The sequence below is a fragment of the Rhizobacter sp. Root404 genome (assembly GCF_001425865.1).
Taxonomy (GTDB): domain Bacteria; phylum Pseudomonadota; class Gammaproteobacteria; order Burkholderiales; family Burkholderiaceae_C; genus LMDS01.
The window spans coordinates 137,774-154,705 of record NZ_LMDS01000004.1; the positions used below are offsets into that span (position 1 = coordinate 137,774).

At 68.5% G+C, this 16,932-nt stretch carries 18 protein-coding genes; 5 read left to right on the forward strand and 13 right to left on the reverse strand.

Features of this window, described 5'->3' with window-relative positions; all coding sequences use genetic code 11:
- Nucleotides 1–15: 15 nt before the first annotated feature.
- From ASC76_RS05185 to ASC76_RS05245, 13 genes are read right to left on the reverse strand one after another with little or no spacing between them, the layout of a single operon-like run.
- On the reverse strand, nt 16–1,608 hold the full coding sequence (locus ASC76_RS05185) for an AMP-binding protein (RefSeq protein WP_056463548.1): 1,593 nt from the start codon (nt 1,606–1,608) through the stop codon (nt 16–18).
- A 3-nt stretch (nt 1,609–1,611) separates the two neighbouring features.
- Complete coding sequence (locus tag ASC76_RS05190; RefSeq protein ID WP_056463551.1) at nt 1,612–2,418, reverse strand: enoyl-CoA hydratase-related protein; 807 nt, start codon at nt 2,416–2,418, stop codon at nt 1,612–1,614.
- Nucleotides 2,419–2,441: 23 nt separating this feature from the next.
- Nucleotides 2,442–3,248: an ABC transporter ATP-binding protein gene (locus ASC76_RS05195; RefSeq protein WP_200947109.1), complete on the reverse strand. Its 807-nt coding sequence runs from the start codon at nt 3,246–3,248 to the stop codon at nt 2,442–2,444.
- Between the two features lie 6 nt (nt 3,249–3,254).
- Nucleotides 3,255–4,490, reverse strand: a complete 1,236-nt coding sequence (locus ASC76_RS05200) for an ABC transporter substrate-binding protein (protein WP_056463553.1) — start codon at nt 4,488–4,490, stop codon at nt 3,255–3,257.
- A gap of 40 nt (nt 4,491–4,530) precedes the next feature.
- Nucleotides 4,531–5,583: a branched-chain amino acid ABC transporter permease gene (locus ASC76_RS05205; RefSeq protein ID WP_056463557.1), complete on the reverse strand. Its 1,053-nt coding sequence runs from the start codon at nt 5,581–5,583 to the stop codon at nt 4,531–4,533.
- Nucleotides 5,583–6,467, reverse strand: a complete 885-nt coding sequence (locus ASC76_RS05210) for a branched-chain amino acid ABC transporter permease (RefSeq protein WP_056463560.1) — start codon at nt 6,465–6,467, stop codon at nt 5,583–5,585. The genes ASC76_RS05205 and ASC76_RS05210 overlap by 1 nt, the downstream gene beginning before the upstream one ends.
- Nucleotides 6,464–8,434, reverse strand: a complete 1,971-nt coding sequence (locus ASC76_RS05215; RefSeq protein ID WP_235580361.1) for a long-chain fatty acid--CoA ligase — start codon at nt 8,432–8,434, stop codon at nt 6,464–6,466. The genes ASC76_RS05210 and ASC76_RS05215 overlap by 4 nt, the downstream gene beginning before the upstream one ends.
- Nucleotides 8,431–9,246 carry an ABC transporter ATP-binding protein gene (locus ASC76_RS05220; protein WP_056466902.1) on the reverse strand — a complete coding sequence of 272 codons (816 nt, stop codon included), beginning with the start codon at nt 9,244–9,246 and terminating at the stop codon, nt 8,431–8,433. The genes ASC76_RS05215 and ASC76_RS05220 overlap by 4 nt, the downstream gene beginning before the upstream one ends.
- Nucleotides 9,247–9,251: 5 nt before the next feature.
- Nucleotides 9,252–10,406 carry an acyl-CoA dehydrogenase family protein gene (locus ASC76_RS05225; RefSeq protein ID WP_056463563.1) on the reverse strand — a complete coding sequence of 385 codons (1,155 nt, stop codon included), beginning with the start codon at nt 10,404–10,406 and terminating at the stop codon, nt 9,252–9,254.
- Nucleotides 10,407–10,419: 13 nt separating this feature from the next.
- Nucleotides 10,420–11,247, reverse strand: coding sequence for an SDR family NAD(P)-dependent oxidoreductase (locus tag ASC76_RS05230; RefSeq protein ID WP_056463566.1), 828 nt, complete (start codon nt 11,245–11,247; stop codon nt 10,420–10,422).
- On the reverse strand, nt 11,244–11,711 hold the full coding sequence (locus ASC76_RS05235) for a MaoC family dehydratase (protein WP_056463569.1): 468 nt from the start codon (nt 11,709–11,711) through the stop codon (nt 11,244–11,246). Before ASC76_RS05235 ends, ASC76_RS05230 begins: the two co-directional genes overlap by 4 nt.
- Nucleotides 11,712–11,716: 5 nt before the next feature.
- On the reverse strand, nt 11,717–12,160 hold the full coding sequence (locus tag ASC76_RS05240; protein ID WP_056463572.1) for a MaoC family dehydratase N-terminal domain-containing protein: 444 nt from the start codon (nt 12,158–12,160) through the stop codon (nt 11,717–11,719).
- 2 nt (nt 12,161–12,162) lie between these two features.
- A complete protein-coding gene (locus ASC76_RS05245) occupies nt 12,163–13,347 on the reverse strand; it encodes a lipid-transfer protein (RefSeq protein ID WP_056463575.1) in 1,185 nt (394 codons plus the stop codon).
- 101 nt (nt 13,348–13,448) lie between these two features.
- Between ASC76_RS05245 and ASC76_RS05250 the strand changes: the two genes are divergently transcribed.
- From ASC76_RS05250 to arsH, 5 genes are all read left to right on the forward strand, one after another.
- Nucleotides 13,449–14,177: a TetR/AcrR family transcriptional regulator gene (locus ASC76_RS05250; protein ID WP_056463578.1), complete on the forward strand. Its 729-nt coding sequence runs from the start codon at nt 13,449–13,451 to the stop codon at nt 14,175–14,177.
- 61 nt (nt 14,178–14,238) lie between these two features.
- Nucleotides 14,239–14,565 carry a helix-turn-helix transcriptional regulator gene (locus tag ASC76_RS05255; RefSeq protein ID WP_056463581.1) on the forward strand — a complete coding sequence of 109 codons (327 nt, stop codon included), beginning with the start codon at nt 14,239–14,241 and terminating at the stop codon, nt 14,563–14,565.
- A gap of 19 nt (nt 14,566–14,584) precedes the next feature.
- Nucleotides 14,585–15,091: an arsenate reductase ArsC gene (locus ASC76_RS05260; protein ID WP_056463584.1), complete on the forward strand. Its 507-nt coding sequence runs from the start codon at nt 14,585–14,587 to the stop codon at nt 15,089–15,091.
- 2 nt (nt 15,092–15,093) lie between these two features.
- Nucleotides 15,094–16,197 carry an ACR3 family arsenite efflux transporter gene (arsB, locus tag ASC76_RS05265; RefSeq protein WP_056466905.1) on the forward strand — a complete coding sequence of 368 codons (1,104 nt, stop codon included), beginning with the start codon at nt 15,094–15,096 and terminating at the stop codon, nt 16,195–16,197.
- Nucleotides 16,169–16,906 (forward strand): arsenical resistance protein ArsH, encoded by a 738-nt coding sequence (gene arsH / locus ASC76_RS05270; protein WP_056463587.1) that lies wholly within the window; start codon nt 16,169–16,171, stop codon nt 16,904–16,906. Before arsB ends, arsH begins: the two co-directional genes overlap by 29 nt.
- Nucleotides 16,907–16,932: the final 26 nt, after the last annotated feature.

A 16,932-nucleotide genomic window follows, 5' to 3' on the forward strand; every position in this document is an offset into this window, starting at 1 on the left:
GCGGGTTGCGGCGATTCAGGAACCGAGGTCGAACGCCCCTTCGATGCCGAGCTTGCGCAGGACCGCGCGCTGGACCTTTCCGGTCGCGGTCTTCGGCAGTTCCGCGACGACCTTCAGGTAGCGCGGTCTCGAGAACCGCGGCAGTCGTTCGGCGGCCATGCGCAGCAGCGATGCGCAGTCGAGCGTCGCGCCCGGCTCCGGCACCAGCGCGAGCATGATCTCGTCCTCGGCACCTGGCATGTCCGACGGGACGGCGTAGGCCACCACGTCAGCCACCCCGGGCAACGCGGCCACGACCCGTTCGACCTCGGCCGGCGAGATGTTCTCGCCGCGGCGGCGGATGCAATCCTTGATCCGGTCGACGAAAGTGACGAGGCCGTCCTCGCGCATCGTGCCGGCGTCGCCGGTATGGAACCACAGGTTGCGCCAGGCTTCCACGGTCTTCTCGGGCGCGTTCAGGTAGGCGGCCATGAACCCGAAGGGCACTTTCGGCCGAACCTGGATTTCACCCATCTCGCCGCTTCCGAACGTGACGTCGGTCTCGGGGTCGGCGATGCGCACGTCGAAATGCGCGCGATGCGTCCAACCGGCCGCACCGGGTACCGAGCACCCGAGCCGGCCCCAGATCGGGATGTTGACCTCGGTCATGCCGTAACCCGACAACACGTCGCGCACGCCGAAGCGCTCGCGCAGCTGCACCTCGTGCTCCGGCAGGTTGGGCGCCGAAAGCACCGCGCGCAGCTCGTGGTCGCGGTCCTGCGGCGCGGGCGGTTGCGCAATGACGAAGCCGGCGATCGCGCCGAGCAGGTTGGTGACGGTGGCGCGCCGGGTCCGGATGTCCGCGAGCCACTCGCGGGCACTGAACCGGCGCCGGACATACGCCGGAATGCCCGCCAGCAACGAGGCTCCGAGTTGCATCAGAAGTCCGTTGGCGTGGAACAAGGGCAGACAGATGTAGTAACGATCGCCCTGCGCGAGCTGCAGGCACTCGATTGTGCCGATGCCGTACAGCGCGCAGTGCGCATGCGGCATCAGGACGCCCTTGCTCGGTCCGCTGGTGCCCGACGTGTACATGACGCAGGCGATGTCCTCGGGCGACGGGCCGGGCCCGGACCAGTCCGACACGTCTTGCCACGCCGGCCAGTTCAGCACCTGAAGCCCCGGCAAGGCGGCGGCCGCGGCAGGCGGGCCGACCACGATCACCGTGCGCAGTGCCGGCAACTCGTCCGCGATCTGCGCCAGCGTGTCGACCAGCTCGGCGTCGATCACCAGGCAGCGCACCGCGGAGTCCGCGATCTGATGCCGCAGGAAGCTGCCGCGCAGTTCGGTGTTGAACAGCACCGCGGTCGCGGCCAGGTGGCCCAGGCCCAGCCACGCCGTGACGAAGTCGCAGCCGTTGAACAGGAACACGCCGACGCGTTCCTCGCGCGCAATTCCGAGCGCCTGGAACCAGCCCGCGGCCCGTCGGCTGTGCGACAGGGCTTCGCCGAACGTGAGCGTGCCGCCCTCGCTGTCGGCCAGCCACGGTCGGTCGGGCGCGCGACCGGCGATCTCCGCCAGTGCCGCGGGCAGGATCCAGGCGCGGGGGTTGTCGAGCTGGCTGTACATGATTCAGTCTTCGGAATCGGGGTGACGCGCGAATTCTGGCGCACGCCGCTGCATGAAGGCGCCGACGCCTTCCCTGCCATCGGCCCCGCTGGCGCACGCCAGCAGGAGGCGGTGCTCGCGGGCGAGATGGGCCTCGAGGCCCGCCCAGGCCGGGCCGCGGCACAGCGTCTTGATCGCCGCGATGGATGGCCTGGACGACGCCGCCAACCGCCGTGCGAGCTGCAGCGCGGCCGCGGCCAGCTGGTCTGGCGCGTGCAGCTCGTCCACCAGGCCCCAGGCCAGGCAACGCTCGGCGTCGACTGGCTCGCTGAGCATCAGCAGGCGCTGGGCGCGCACCGCGCCGGCGCGCCGGGCCAGGAACCACGAACTGCCCAGGTCCGGCGACAGCCCGAGCGCGGCGTAGCCGGTCCGCAGCTTCATCGCGGGGCTGGCGAGCACGAAATCGGCGGCCAACGCCCAGCCCACGCCCGCGCCGCCGATCGGTCCACCGACCTCGGCGATGACCGGCATCGGTGCGTTGCACAGGCGCAGGAACGCCGGGTGCAGCACGTCGAGGATCGCATCGACCAGCGTTCCCAGATCGTCTGCCGCCGCGGAGAACTCCGTGATGTCGCCGCCTGCGCAGAACACGCGCCCGCGTCCCTGCAGCACGATGACGCGCGGTTGCGCCGCCAGGACCTCGTCGATCGCGCGCGCCAGGGCACGCGCCATGACCAGGCCGATCGCATTGGCGTGGTCGGGGCGCTCCAGCACGAGGAACGCGATGTCGTCCTCGATGCGCCAGGACACCATCCGATCGATCGTGTTCATCGCCGCCCTCTCCTCGCGTGCGTTCAGCCGAGCCAGCGCTTGCGCCGCCGGTAGTGCTTGACGTTGCGGTAGCTCTTGCGCTCGCCCGCCTCGCCCATCCCGAGGTAGAACTCGCGGATGTCCTCATTGCCGCGCAACTGCTCCGCCGGCGCTTCCAGCACGACGCGGCCACCCTCCATCACGTAGCCGTGATCCGCGAGCGCCAACGCCGCCTGCGCGTTCTGCTCGACGATCAGCAGCGACATGCCCTGCGCCTTGAGCGTGGCCAGCAGGCGAAAGATCTCCTCGATCATCAGCGGGGCGAGTCCGAGCGACGGCTCGTCGATCAGCATCAGCCGCGGCTCGCTCATCAGCGCCCTGCCGATCAGCAGCTGCTGCTGCTCGCCACCGGACAGGTAGCCGGAAGTGCGTTGCCGCAGGTCGGCCAGGCGCGGGATGGTCTCGTAGATGCTCGCCAGCCGTTCCCGCACGCGCGCCGCACCGGCAAGCGAATGGCCGCCGATCAGCAGGTTCTGCTCGACGGTCAGGTGGCGCAATACCTTGCGGCCTTCGACAACATGGATCACGCCGCGCCGCACCATGTGCTGCGCGTTGCTGCCGGTGACGGGCTCGTCGTCGAGCCGCACCGAGCCGGCGGAGATCGCGCCGTCTTCCACTGGCAGGATGCCGGAGATGGCCTTCAGCGTGGTGCTCTTGCCGGCACCGTTCGGCCCGAGCAGCACGGTGCACCGACCGGCGTCGACGCGCAGGTTCACGCCCTTCAAGGCCAGGATGACCTCCGAGTAGAGTACCTCGATGTTCTCGACCGCGAGGATGGAGGTCGGGGCCATGCCGGCCTACCAGCGTTCGAGCTTCGGGATCGCCACGCCCGTCGCCACCGTCGTCATCTTGCCGCCCTTGACCTGTCCGATGTTCACCTTCGGCGTGTAGACGGGAAACGGCGCCGAGATTGAATAGGTGATGTCGTTCGCGAAGCCGAACAGGTCCTTCGACGTGAACGTGTTCTCCATCAGCGTCTGGTGCATGATTTCGCCGGTGAGCTTGTCCGGGCCGTGTTTCCTGGCGGCCACCTCGACCGCGCGGCAGATCAGCAGCGCCTGGCCGATGCCCGCGCCGACGATCGACGACCAGCCCGTCTTCAGGCCGTACTTCTCGGTCAGCATGTCAAAGAATTTCTTCGCCTCGGTCGGATCGGCGGAGGTGATGACGCCCGACTGCGCTTCGTAGTCGCCCTCCGCGGTCTCGATGCCGCCCATCGCCTTGGCGAGGAAGGTCGGTGAGTTGTGCATGCTGTAGACGATCGGCACGCTCTTGCCGAGCGCCGTCATTGCGCGCTTGACCGCTACCGCCTGCTGCGGCGAGGCCGGCGCGAGGATCGCCTCGGCGCCGGCGTTGACGACGCGGCGGATCTGCAGCGTCAGGTCGGCCGGTGCCGGCTCGGCATAGATCACCTCCAGCAGGTCGACGGTCTTCGGATTGGCCTTGGCCCAGGCGACCATCCCGCGGCCGATGTCGGCAAACGTCGGCGAGGCCTCGGTCGTGACCATGGCGATCTTCACCGGCCGCGTGCCACCGGCCTTGTTCTTCTGGAACCAGTCGACGAAGCCGCTCAGTTCGTGCACGAAGGTCGGGCGCGTCGACAGCACCCACTGGTTGGGCCGCCACGCGAACCCGTTGCTGGCCGACCCCAGGATCATCACGACCTTGTCGTTGGGCAGGCGCTGCTGCAGCGCTGCCGTGTCCGGCCCGCCGAGCGCGAAGCCGATCAGCGGCTTGGCCGCCAGGATGCCGGGCCACAGGCTCGCGGTCTGCGCGGTGTCGTAGCGGGTGTCGTAGGCCTTGATGTCCAACTGCACGCCGATCTTGCTGCCGACCTCGGTGTTCCACCATTTGCCGACCGCCTCGCGGCCGCCCGCGAACAGCGGCATCACCGACGCGAAGGGGCCGGAGAAATCGGACAGCGACGGCACGAGATAGGTCGTCGTCTTCGGTGCCGCGGCGAACGCGCGCATCGAGCTCGGAAGCGTCGCGACGCCCGCGATGGCCAGCGTGGCCTGTCGTCTCGTGATCATGGTGTGTCTCCTGGAGGGGTTGCTGCGAGAGAGCGCAGTCTCAGTACGGGAAAGGCCAGCGCCGGAAGGCGCCCTTGAGGATGGCGATGCGGTGCATCAGTCCCTTCGGCTCGAACAGCAGGAACAGGATCACGATGCCGCCGAGCAGCACGTTCATGCCCGCGAACACGAAGTCCTGGCCGATCGACGGCAGCACGGTGATGAGCGCCGGGCCGAGCGTGACGACGCCCTCGCGCGCCAGCTGGATCAGCACCGTGCCGACGAGCGCGCCGACGATCGAGCCGAGGCCGCCGACGATCATCATCGCGATCAACCAGATCGAGTTAAACAGCGTGAACTGCTCGACCGAGACATGACGCAGCGCGACGACCCAGAGGCTGCCCGCGATGCCGCCGTAGAACGCGCCGACGAGGAACGCGCGCATCTTCGCGACGAGCACGTCGATGCCCATCATCCCGGCGGCCACGTCGTCGTCGCGCACCGCCTCGAAGGCCCGGCCGTGCCGGGAGCGAACGATGCCGAACGCGCCGGCCAGCATCACGATCAGCACCGCCAGCGTCAGGTAGTACAGCGCGACGTCGTTCTCGAGGCTGATGCCGAAGATCGCCACGTCCTCGATGTGCACGCCGCCCGCGCCGCCGAACCACGCCGCCGGCAGGTTCAGGATCAGGAACTGGAACAGCGCCTGCGCGGCCAGCGTCGTCAGCGCCAGATAGAAGCCCTTGATGCGCGCGGCGGACAATCCGAAGAGCGCGCCGAACGCCGCGGCCGACATGCCGCCGAACAGGATGGCCGGCAGCACCGGCCAGTGCCAGTAGCCGATCGCGATCGCGCAGCCGAACGCGCCGACGCCCATGAAGGCCGATTGCCCGAGATTGATCTGGCCCGCGTAGCCGGTGCAGATCTGCAGGCCCATCACGGCGATGGCGGTGATGAACATCGAATAGCAGATGTTGACCCAGCGCCCGCCGACGAACGCGGGCAGCACGAGCAGCAGCGCCAGGAACGCGAGCAGCGCGGCCAGCTGCCACTTGGTGCGCACCAGCGAGCGGTCGGCCGCGTAGCGGGTGAAGAAGATGCCGGACGGGTCCATCAGACTCTTTCGATGCTGCGCCAGCCGAACAGGCCGGTCGGTCGGACGAACAGCATCAGCAGCATGAACACGTACGGCACGATGCCGGACGCCGCGCCGCCGATGAGCGGGTCGACATAGGCCGCGACGAGCGTCTGCAGGATGCCCATGATCGCGCCGGCCAGCAGCAGGCCGAGGATCGATTCCAGGCCCGCGAACAGCGCCACCGGCAGCGCGGCCAGGCCGATCTCCGCGGAGACGAGGCTGAGCGTGCGGCCGTTCAGGTAGACGATCGCGCCGACGGTGCTGATGACGGCGCCCAGCATCCACGCCAGCGTGGTCGCGCGCTTGACCGAGATGCCCATCGCGATGGCGGTCTGGGGGTCCTCCGCCACCGCGGTCAGCGTGAGGCCGAAGCGAGACCGGTTGAAGAACCACCACAGCCCGATCGCCAGCACGGCCGTGAAGCCGGCGCCCACGACCAGGGAGGTGGGGAAGATGAAGTCGCCGGCGATGATCGGGGCGACCGGCAGCAGCGCCGGGAACTGGCGTTCCGTGGAGCCCCAGATGACGAGGATCAGCCCGCGGATCAGGATCACCAGGCCGACCGTGACCATCACCATCGAGAACACCGACTCGCCGATCAGCCGCGTGAAGAACAACCGCTCGATGAGGTAGCCGAACGCGATCGCGCTGACGAAGGCCAGCACCAGCGCGATCGGCGTCGGCAGGCCCAGGCCGAGCGTCAGTGTCCAGACCGTGAACGCGCCGACCAGCATCAGCTCGCCCTGCGCGAAGTTGAAGACCTTGCTGGCGCGGTAGATCACGACGAAGCCCAGCGCCAGCAAGGCGTAGAGCTGGCCGAGCAAGACGCCGTTCAGCACGTAGTTCAGGAAGTCGTTCATGGCTGCATCTCCAGCGCCTCGGCGTCGACATCGCCGATCCGCACGCTCGCGGCCAGAACGCCGCTGCGGCCGTCCTGGTACTTCACGGGGATCGCGACGTCCACGGTCGAGAGACCCGTGTACAGCCCGTCGACCAGCGCGCGGTAGCGCTCCTCGATGAACTCGCGCTTGAGCTTGCGGGTGCGGGTCAGCTCGCCTTCGTCGGCGTCCAGCGGCTTGGGCAGGTTGGCGAAGCGCCGGACCTTGGCATTTCCCGGCAGGCGCGCATTGACCTGCGCGATCTCGAGCGCGATCTGCGTCAGCACCTCGGGCTTCTGCGACAGGTCGGTGAAGGTCGTGAAGCCCAGGTTGCGCTGCTCGGCCCAGCGGGCGAACACGACGTCGTCGATGTTGACGAGCGCCGTGACGAAGCCGTGGCGGGCGTCGCCGATCACCAGCACCTCCTTGATGTACGGCGAGAAGCGCAGGCGGATCTCGATGTACTGCTTGGGATAGCGCTCGCCTGTCGTCAGCGCGCTCATGTGCTCGAGGCGGTCGTAGTAGACGAGTGCGCCGGCCGGCGTGCGGCTCACGGCGTCGCCGGTGCGGAACCACTCGCCGTCGAACTTCTCGGCCGTCTTGTCGGGGCGGTTCCAGTAGCCGGCGAAGCCGAGGCCGGCGCGCAGCTGCAGTTCGCCTTCGTCGGTGATGCGGTACTCGAGCGGCCCGGCCATCCGCGTGGCGTCGACGCAGGGCGTGCCCACCGATTCGGGGTCGTAGCTGTCGCCGACGTGTGCCGAGACGAGGCCGTACTCGCTGCAGCCGTAGATGTTGCGCATGCGCACGCCCATCGCCGCGAACAGGCGCACGACGTCGGGCGCGGTGGCGGCGCCGCCGGTCATCGCGATGCGCACGCGCTTCAGGCCGAGCTGGTCGCGCAGCGGCCCGAGCACCAGCATCTCGGCGAGCGGCAGCAGCAGGCGGGGCCAGCGCGGCGGCTCGCGGCCTTCGATGCGCGCCACGTGGACGGCGCGCCCGATGCCCAGGCCCCACTTCACCATCGCCTGCCGCACCGGGCCCGCGTCGATCATGCGGGTGTGGACGCCCGCGGCCAGGCTCTCCCACTGGCGCGGGCCGAGGAACAGCACGTCGACCGCCAGCTCGCGGATGGCCTCCTGCACCTGGTCGGGCCGCTCGGCGAAGTTGACGCGCAGCGGCAGCATCATTCCCATCACCACGCCGACCCACTGCTCGGTGATCCACGACAGCGGCACGTACGAAAGGTACTCGCCGTGCGGCTCGACCTGCAGCGCCTTCTGGAACTGCTCGGCGCAACCGAGCAACGCGCGGTGCGTGGTGATCACGCCTTTCGGGTTGCCGGTGGTGCCCGAGGTGTACGCCAGCAACGCGATGTCGTCCGCCTGGCCGGCTGCGATGCAGGCGTCCACGCGTCCGGGTTCGGCGAGCCGCAGCGCCGCCCCCGACTCGATCATCTGCTCGAGGCTGCGCAGCGCGGGATCGCGGTAAGCCTGCATCCCGCCCGGCTCCCAGTAGACGACGTGCGCCAGGCCGTCGAGCCCGGCAGCGACCGGCAGCGCCTTGTCGACCTGCTCCTGGTCGTCGGCGAAGATGCAGACCGCCTGCGAATCGGTGGCGATGTAGCGAAGCTCCTGCTCCGAGGCGTCCGGGTACAGCGTCACGGTCTTGGCGCCGATCGCCATCGCGGCCCACTCGGCCCAGAAGATCTCGGGCCGGTTCTCGCCGATCAGCATCACGGTGTCGCCAGCCTTCGCGCCGAGCGCGAGCAGGCCGAACGCGATGCCCACCGTCCGGTCGTGGATCTGCGCCCAGTTGAACTCGCGCCAGATCCCGCGGCACTTGTAGCGGTGCCCGACGAGCCGGGCACGTTCGCGGGCGTTGTGCGCGAGCCATTGCGGTACGGTTCGCGGACCGTCGCTCGACAGGCTTGAAGCATCGCGCGCGCTCAATGGCCGCTCCCGAGGTAAGCGGCGATCACACCGGCGTCGCGCTGAACTTCCGCCGGGGTGCCGTCGGCGATCTTGCGGCCGAAGTTCAGCACCGCGACCCGGTCGGCGATGTCCATCACCACGCCCATGTCGTGCTCGACCAGCACGACCGGCGTCTGCTTGAACTCGCGAATGTCGAGGATGAAGCGGGCGAGGTCTTCCTTCTCCTCGGCGTTCATCCCGGCCATCGGTTCGTCCAGCAGAAGCACCTTCGGCTCCATCGCGAGCGCGCGGCCCAGGTCGACGCGCTTGCGCATGCCGTAGCCCAGCGTGCCGACCGGCTGGTGACGGATGTGCTCGATCTCCAGGAAGTCGATGATCTCCTCGGCGACCGCGCGGTGCGACACTTCCTCGCGCTGCGCGAACGGCCACCATGCGAAGGCCTCGAGCAGCGTGGTGCGCATGTGCGCGTAGCGGCCGATCAGGATGTTGTCGAGCACGCTCATGTGCGCCAGCAGGTGCGTGCCCTGGAACGTGCGCGCCACGCCGGCCGCGGCGATCCGGTGCACCGGCCAGCGCGTCACGTCCTGCCCGGCGTAGTGCACCGCGCCGGCCTGAGGGTGATAGAAGCCCGAGAGCACGTTGAGGAACGAGCTCTTGCCTGCGCCGTTCGGGCCGATCAGCGCGACCAGTTCGCCGGGGCGCACGCCGATCGACACGCCCTCGAGCGCCGTGACGCCGCCGAAGCGCAGCGTGACCGAGCGCGCCTCGAGCACGTGAGCCTCGCCGACCGGTGCGGCGGCGACATGCGGCGATGCTTGCAGCGTGGCCATCGTCATCACAGCGCGCGAGCGATCAGCTCTTTCATGATCTCGTTGGTGCCGCCGAAGATCCGCATCACGCGGGCGTCGGCGTACATCCGCGCGATCGGCACCTCGTTCATGTAGCCGGCGCCGCCGAACAGCTGCAGGCATGAATCGACCACCTCGCCGTAGGTCTGCGTGACCCACCACTTGGCCATCGACGCGGTGGTGCCGTCGAGCGAGCCGTCGATCAGGCGACGGATGACGTCGTCGACGAAGACGCGCGCCACCTCGGTCCGCGTGCTCGCCTCGGCCAGCTGGAAGCGGGTGTTCTGCAGCTCGATCAGCGGCTTGCCGAAGACCTGGCGCTGCTTGCACCAGTCCACCGTGAGCGCGACGGCGCGCTCCATCAGCGCCGCCGAGTAGACGCCGATCAAGGCGCGCTCGTAGGGCAGCTGGTCCATCAGCTGGTACATGCCGCGGCCCTCGGCGTCGCCTAGCAGGTTGGCGGCCGGCACGCGGCAATCATCGAAGAACAGCTCGCAGGTGTCCTGCGCGTGCATGCCGATCTTGTCGAGCACCTGGCCGCAGCGAAAGCCGGGCGTCGCGTGCGGGTCCATCAGCAGCAGCGAGACGCCTTTGGAGCCGGCCGCCGGATCGGTCTTCGCCACCAGCACCAGCAGCCCCATGTTGAGCGCGTTGGAGATGTAGGTCTTCGAGCCGTTGACGACGTAGTGGTCGCCGTCGAGCACCGCGGTCGTGCGGATGCCCTTGAGGTCGGAACCGGCACCGGGCTCGGTCATCGCGATCGCACCGATGCAGTCGCCCGCGGCCATCTTCGGCAGCCAGTGCGCCTTCTGCGCCTCGGTGCCGCACGCGAGCACGTAGTGCGCGACGATCGCATGGACCATGCGCCCGGCGGCGAAGCCCATCTCCGGCGACTCGGCCAGCGCGCGGTAGATCGCGACCTCGTGCCCGAAATCGCCGTCCATGCCGCCGTACGCGCCCGGCACGTCGGTCAGCAGCAGGCCCAGTTCGCCGGCCCGTTGCCACGCCGACTTGTCGACCCGGTGCTGGGCGCGCCAGCGCGCGTCGTTCGGTTCGATGGCCTCGCGCACGAAGCGGCGCGCCGTGTCGGCCAGCAGCTCGTGGCCTTCGCTCATCCAGGCGGGGCGGGTGGTGGTATCCATGACGTCCGCGACCTCAGCCCATCGTGAACCCACCGCCGCAGACGATCGTCTGGCCGGAGATGTAGTTCGATTCGGGGATGCAGAACAGGTAGACCGCGCCCGCGGCTTCCGCCGGCGTGCCGCCGCGGCCCAGCGGGACGCCCGACTCGATCGTCTTCAGCAGGCCCGGGTTGATGCCGACCTTGATGTCGCGGCCCTCGATCGTCACGGACGTGTCGGCCTCGGTCGCCTCGGTGAGTCGGGTGCGGATGAAGCCGTAGGCCACGGTGTTGACGTTGACCAGCATGCGGCCCCATTCCTTCGACAGCGTCTTGGTCAGGCCCGTGATGCCGGCCTTGGCCACTGCGTAGTTGGCCTGGCCCGCGTTGCCGCCCAGGCCCGCGATCGACGAGATGTTGACGACCTTTCGGAACACCGCCCGGCCCTCGGCCGCCTCGGCCTTGTGCAGCGCGCGGATCACCGGCTGCGCGGCGCGCAGGATGCGGAACGGCGCGGTGAGGTGGCAATCGAGGATCGCGTACCACTGCTCGTCGGTCATCTTCTGGATCACCGCGTCCCAGGTGTAGCCGGCGTTGTTGACGATGATGTCGATGCCGCTGTAGGTGTCGACCGCGGTCTTGACGAAGCGCTCGGCGAAGTCGGGCGCCGTCACGCTGCCGACGCACACCGCGGCCTCGCCGCCCAGCGCGCGGATCTCCTGCGCGACCTGCTCCGCCGGCTCAGCGTCCAGGTCATTGACGACCAGACGCGCGCCCTCCCCGGCCAGCTTGAGCGCGATTGCGCGGCCGATGCCGCGACCCGAACCGGTGACCATCGCCACCTTGCCTTGCAGTGTGCTCATCGCGCGGTATCTCCAGGTGCATCGAGCGCGATCCAGGCGTCGCCGATGATCTTCTTGTCGCCGTACTGGGTGGTCGTCGCGACTTCGACCCGCACCAGCCGTTCGCCGGCGCGCTCGGCCTTCTCCGTCACGCGTCCGGTGCAGGTGAGCCGGTGGCCCAGGTGGGTGATGCCGGTGAAGCGCAGGTTGAGCTGGCGCAGGCAACGCTGCGGCACCCAGCCGGTCAGCAGGCGGCCGAGGTACGCGGCGGACAACATGCCCTGCGCGAACACGTCCGGCATGCCGGCGCGGCGCGCGACATCGATGTCGATGTGAATCGGGTTGTGATCGCCCGACGCGCCGGCGAACAGCGCGAGCGTCGTGCGGTTGATCGGTGGCAATTCGAGCGGCGGCAGCGCGTCGCCGACGCTGACGGCGTCGAACGCCGGGGCAGCCGGTGGCGCGGGGGAATGGCGTGCGTTCATCGGGGTCAGGTGTTGCGGTGCGCGATGCTGCTGCGCAGGTCGGCGACGTGCGCGCCGCGTTGGTCGGTGACCTTCACGGCCCGCACCACGAAGGTCAGCGCGCCGTTCTTCTTGTCGTAGACGTCCGCGACATGCGACTCGAAGGTGAGCGTGTCGCCGGCGTACGCCATCCGGTGGTACGTGAAGCTCTGTTCGCCGTGCAGGATGCGCGTGAGGTCCATGCCGATCTCGTCCATCCACGCGAACGGATCGGGCTTTTCCATCTCGAGGCTGAACAGGAACGTGGGGGGCACCGGCAGTGAGGCGTGGCCGGCGGCGCGCGCCACGGCCTCGTCGGTGTAGACCGGATCGGTCTCGCCGATCGCCTTCGCGAAGAAGCGCAGGCGCCCCTTCTCCACTTCGGCGCGGCTGGCCGCGAACGCGCGGCCGATGTGCTTGCTGTCGATCATCGTCAGGCCGCCTGGTACATCGTGACGACGCACGCGCCGCCGAGCCCGAGGTTGTGCTGCAGCGCCACCTTGGCGCCGGGCACCTGGCGTGCCTCCGCCGTGCCGCGGAGTTGGTGCGTCAGTTCGTAGCACTGCGCGAGGCCGGTCGCGCCCAACGGGTGGCCCTTCGAGAGCAATCCGCCGGACGGGTTGGTGACGACGCGGCCACCGTACGTGTTGTCGCCGTCGTCGACGAACTTCTCGGCGCCGCCGGGCGGGCACAGCCCGAGCGCCTCGTAGCTGATGAGTTCGTTCTGCGCGAAGCAGTCGTGCAGCTCGACCACCTTCACGTCCAGCGGGCCGATGCCGGAAGCCTCGTACACCATCGCGGCGCAACGGCGCGCCATGTCATGGCCCACCACGTCCATCATGTCGCGCGATTCGAAGCTGATGGGCGTGTCGGTCGTCATCGCCTGCGCCGCGATCGCGACGTCGGCGCGCAGCCCGTGGCGGCGTGCGAAGGCCGGCGACACCAGGAGCGCTGCAGCCGCACCGCAGGTCGGCGGGCACGCCATCAGCCGGGTCATCACGCCGGGCCAGAGCGCGGGCGACTGCAGCACGTCGTCCTCGGTCAGCACGGTGCGCAGCAGCGCCAGCGGGTTGTTGGCGGCGTGCCGGCTCGCCTTGGCGCGGATCTTCGCGAAGGTGGCGAGCGGCGTACCGTACTTGCGCATGTGGCTCTGGCCGGCACCGCCGAAATACTTGAGCGCAAAGGGCACGTCCACGTCGCCAACGAGCTCGGCGGTGAGCGTGTCGAAGTCGACGAACGGCGTCGGCCGGTCGGGCCATGCGGAGCCGAGCGCGCCGCGCTGCATCTGCTCGAAGCCGAGCACCAGCACGCACTCGGCCGCGCCGCCCTCGATGGCCTGGCGCGCGAGGAACAGCGCGGTCGAGCCGGTCGAGCAGTTGTTGTTCACGTTGACGATCGGCACGCCCGTCAGGCCGACGCCGTAGACCGCCTTCTGTCCGCAGGTGGAGTCGCCGTAGACATAGCCGGCGTAGACCTGCTGCACGAGCTCGTAGCCGACGCCCGCATCGGCCAGCGCCTGGCGCACCGCCGCCGCACCCATCACGTCGTAGGAGTCGCTCGCGCCGGGCTTCGCGAACTGCACCATTCCGACGCCCGCCACTCTCGCCTTGTGTTCCATTGCCGCATCCTTTTTCTAATCTGAGGCAATGGTACTTACCGGTCGGTAACTTTGTCCAATAGAAAACGTTCAGTAGTTTCCCGAGTACCTACAATGCGACCATGACGACCAAGACTGCCCTGCCCCACCGCCCTGCCAAGGCGCGCTCGAAAGCAACGCCCGCGGCCGCGTCGACAATCGCCGTCGACAGCCGCAAGTCACCCGCGCGATGGGGCTACGAAGTCCAGAACAAGGAGGAGCAGTCGGCGCTGAAGCGCTTGGCGATCCTGCGTACGGCCGCGCGGTTGTTCAACGAGCGGGGCTTCTATGCCACCTCGCTGAACGACCTGGCGACCTTGCTGAACGTCACCAAGCCGAGCCTGTACTACTACGTGAAGAGCAAGGACGACATCCTGCTGCAGATCCTGCACCATGCGATGGGTCAGATCGAGCCCGCCATCACCCTGGCCGAAGAGACCGGGAGCAACGGGCTCGAGAAACTGCGCATCTTTGTCGGCAGCTACGTGCAGGTGTTGACGGGCGACTTCGGCAAGTGCTTGGTGCTGTCAGGGACCACCCCGCTGGACCCGGACAGCCGCTCCCAGGTGGCACCCGCCTTCCGGCGTATCGATCAGGCCGTGCGCGGCATGATTGCCGCTGGCATCGACGACGGGTCCATCGCAGCGTGCGACCCCAAGCTGGCGGCGTTCAGCCTCTTCGGCACGTTGCACTGGATGACGTCGTGGTTTCGCGCCGATGGCGAACTCAGTGCCGACGACGTCGGGGAGCGTCTGTTCGCGATCTTTCGCGAGGGTCTGGCGCCCCGACGCCGGAAGACCGCGCAGCGCTGACCGGTTGGCCCACACAACAAGGCCGGTTGACCGGACGCCACTTTTCCATGAAAATGGAAACATGGAAGAACAAGCCGCCATCGTTTCGCTCGCCGCGCTCGCACAGACGGTTCGCCTGCGCATATTTCGCGCCCTCATCGGCGCGGGGCCGAGCGGAATGACACCAGGTGCGTTGTCCGCCCTGCTGGACGTTCCTGCCTCGACGCTGTCGTTCCACCTGAAGGAACTGACCCACTCCGGCCTGGTGACGCAGGAGCGCGAAAGCCGCCACCTGATCTACCGGCCGTCGATCACGCAGATGAACGATCTGATGGGCTACCTCACCGCCCATTGCTGCCAGGGGACAACGTGCGCGGCAACGCCGGCAGCGCACTGTGCCGACTGCTGAGACTCACCCCCACGACCCCATGACCACCAACGTCCTCATCCTGTGCACCCACAACTCCGCGCGCAGCGTGCTCGCCGAGGGCATGCTGAATGCGTGGGCCTCCCGGCTCGGCCGCGACGTGCGCGCCTTCAGTGCCGGCAGCGCACCCAGCGGTCGCATCAACCCGTTCGCCATCGAAGCGCTGAACAACGCCGGCATCGACACCGACGCCTGCCGCAGCAAGAGCTGGGACGAATTCAGCCGGGATGGCGCGCCGCCCCTGTCGATCGTGATCACCGTGTGTGACAGCGCTGCCTCGGAGACCTGCCCGGTCTTCTTCGGCGGCACCGGGGGTCAGCCGGTCAAGGTGCACTGGGGCTACCCCGATCCGTCGAACGCGGCAGGCGGCGAGGACGGTCAGCGCCGGGCCTTCGAATCGACGCGCCAGGCCCTCGGCTACCGCATGCTGCAGCTGCTCGCACTGCCCCTGGACACCATGGACCGTGCTGCACTGCAAGCCGCGTTGGTGGACATCGGTCGCAGCTGATGATGACGCCCACCGCCCTGCCCTCACCCAGCGCCTCGTCGGCTCCCATGGGCGTCTTCGAGCGCTACCTGACCGTGTGGGTGCTGCTCTGCATCGTCGTCGGCATCGCCCTCGGGCAACTGCTGCCGGGGCCGTTCCAGGCCATCGGCCGCATGGAGATCGCCAGGGTGAACGTCCCCGTGGGCCTGCTGATCTGGGTCATGATCATCCCGATGCTGCTGAAGGTCGACTTCGCGGCGCTGTCGCAGGTCAAGCAGCATTGGCGCGGCATCGGCGTCACGCTGTTCGTCAACTGGGCGGTGAAGCCTTTCTCGATGGCCCTGTTGGGGTGGATCTTCATCCGCCATGTGTTCGCGCCCTACCTGCCGGCCGGCCAGGCCGACAGCTACATCGCCGGCTTGATCCTGCTCGCTGCCGCGCCCTGCACGGCGATGGTGTTCGTGTGGAGCCGGTTGACCGGCGGGCATGCACTGTTCACGCTGTCGCAGGTGGCGCTCAACGACGCGATCATGGTGTTCGCGTTCGCGCCCATCGTCGCCTTGCTGCTCGGCATGTCGGCCATCGTGGTGCCGTGGGCGACGCTGATCACGTCGGTCGTCCTGTACATCGTGATCCCGGTGGTGATCGCGCAACTGTGTCGCAAGGCGCTGCTCGGGCGCGGCCAGGCGGCATTCGACGCCGCACTCGCCAGGATCGGCCCGTGGTCGATGACCGCTTTGCTCGCGACGCTGGTGCTGCTCTTCGCATTCCAGGGCCAGGCCATCCTGGACCAGCCGCTCGTCATCGCGATGCTGGCCGTTCCGATCCTGATCCAGGTCTTCTTCAATTCCGGTCTCGCGTACTGGCTGAACCGGCGCCTGGGCGAATCGCATGCGGTCGCCTGCCCTTCGGCGCTGATCGGGGCGAGCAACTTCTTCGAGCTGGCGGTCGCCGCGGCGATCAGCCTGTTCGGCTTCGAGTCCGGCGCCGCGCTCGCCACGGTGGTCGGCGTGCTGATCGAGGTGCCGGTCATGCTCCTGGTCGTGAAGGTCGTGAATAACAGCAAGTCCTGGTATGAAGCCGGACAGCCCACCAACGATGCGAAAGGCCGCCGTGTCGCCTCTTGATCCGGACCTGCCCCATGTCGACATGGCGCTGTTCGACACGCCGACCGGCGCCCGGCTGGGCGGCGCCGGCGCCTCGACCCACGCGCCGCGCTTCCTGCTGCTCTACGGTTCCCTGCGGGAACGCTCGTACAGCAAACTGCTGACGCTCGAAGCAGCGCGCCTGCTCGTCGCGCTGGGCGGCGAGGTGCGCATCTTCGACCCCGCCGGACTGCCATGGCCCGACGCCGGACCCGATACGCACCCCAAAGTGCAGGAGTTGCGCGCAGCCGCCGCCTGGGCCGAGGGCATGGTCTGGACCTCACCCGAACGCCACGGCGCGATGACCGGCATCATGAAGGCGCAGATCGACTGGATTCCGCTGAGCGTCGGCGCCGTCCGCCCGACGCAGGGCAAGACGCTGGCGGTGATGGAAGTGTCGGGCGGCTCGCAGTCGTTCAATGCGGTGAATCAGTTGCGTGTGCTCGGGCGCTGGATGCGCATGATCACGATCCCGAACCAGTCGTCGGTCGCGAAGGCGTACCTCGAGTTCGACGAGGCCGGGCGCATGAAGCCGTCCGCCTACTACGAACGCGTCGTCGACGTGATGGAGGAACTGGTGAAGTTCACGCTGCTGACGCGCGACGTCGCGGGTTACCTGGTCGACCGCTACAGCGAACGCAGGGAAACAGCGGATGAACTGTCCAGGCGCGTGAACCAACGCTCGATCTGAACCGGCCGCCTGGCGCGAGTCCAAAG

Excerpts from the sequence above, each read along its gene's own strand:
- ASC76_RS05190 (WP_056463551.1), bottom strand. The coding sequence starts at position 2,418 with ATGAACACGATCGATCGGATGGTGTCCTGGCGCATCGAGGACGACATC.
- ASC76_RS05225 (WP_056463563.1), bottom strand. The coding sequence starts at position 10,406 with ATGGATACCACCACCCGCCCCGCCTGGATGAGCGAAGGCCACGAGCTG.
- ASC76_RS05205 (WP_056463557.1), bottom strand. The coding sequence starts at position 5,583 with ATGGACCCGTCCGGCATCTTCTTCACCCGCTACGCGGCCGACCGCTCG.
- ASC76_RS05185 (WP_056463548.1), bottom strand. The coding sequence starts at position 1,608 with ATGTACAGCCAGCTCGACAACCCCCGCGCCTGGATCCTGCCCGCGGCA.
- ASC76_RS05250 (WP_056463578.1), top strand. The coding sequence starts at position 13,449 with ATGACGACCAAGACTGCCCTGCCCCACCGCCCTGCCAAGGCGCGCTCG.
- ASC76_RS05200 (WP_056463553.1), bottom strand. The coding sequence starts at position 4,490 with ATGATCACGAGACGACAGGCCACGCTGGCCATCGCGGGCGTCGCGACG.
- ASC76_RS05195 (WP_200947109.1), bottom strand. The coding sequence starts at position 3,248 with ATGGCCCCGACCTCCATCCTCGCGGTCGAGAACATCGAGGTACTCTAC.
- ASC76_RS05210 (WP_056463560.1), bottom strand. The coding sequence starts at position 6,467 with ATGAACGACTTCCTGAACTACGTGCTGAACGGCGTCTTGCTCGGCCAG.
- ASC76_RS05235 (WP_056463569.1), bottom strand. The coding sequence starts at position 11,711 with ATGAACGCACGCCATTCCCCCGCGCCACCGGCTGCCCCGGCGTTCGAC.
- ASC76_RS05230 (WP_056463566.1), bottom strand. The coding sequence starts at position 11,247 with ATGAGCACACTGCAAGGCAAGGTGGCGATGGTCACCGGTTCGGGTCGC.
- ASC76_RS05240 (WP_056463572.1), bottom strand. The coding sequence starts at position 12,160 with ATGATCGACAGCAAGCACATCGGCCGCGCGTTCGCGGCCAGCCGCGCC.
- ASC76_RS05260 (WP_056463584.1), top strand. The coding sequence starts at position 14,585 with ATGACCACCAACGTCCTCATCCTGTGCACCCACAACTCCGCGCGCAGC.
- ASC76_RS05220 (WP_056466902.1), bottom strand. The coding sequence starts at position 9,246 with ATGGCCACGCTGCAAGCATCGCCGCATGTCGCCGCCGCACCGGTCGGC.
- ASC76_RS05245 (WP_056463575.1), bottom strand. The coding sequence starts at position 13,347 with ATGGAACACAAGGCGAGAGTGGCGGGCGTCGGAATGGTGCAGTTCGCG.
- arsH (WP_056463587.1), top strand. The coding sequence starts at position 16,169 with ATGCGAAAGGCCGCCGTGTCGCCTCTTGATCCGGACCTGCCCCATGTC.
- arsB (WP_056466905.1), top strand. The coding sequence starts at position 15,094 with ATGACGCCCACCGCCCTGCCCTCACCCAGCGCCTCGTCGGCTCCCATG.
- ASC76_RS05255 (WP_056463581.1), top strand. The coding sequence starts at position 14,239 with ATGGAAGAACAAGCCGCCATCGTTTCGCTCGCCGCGCTCGCACAGACG.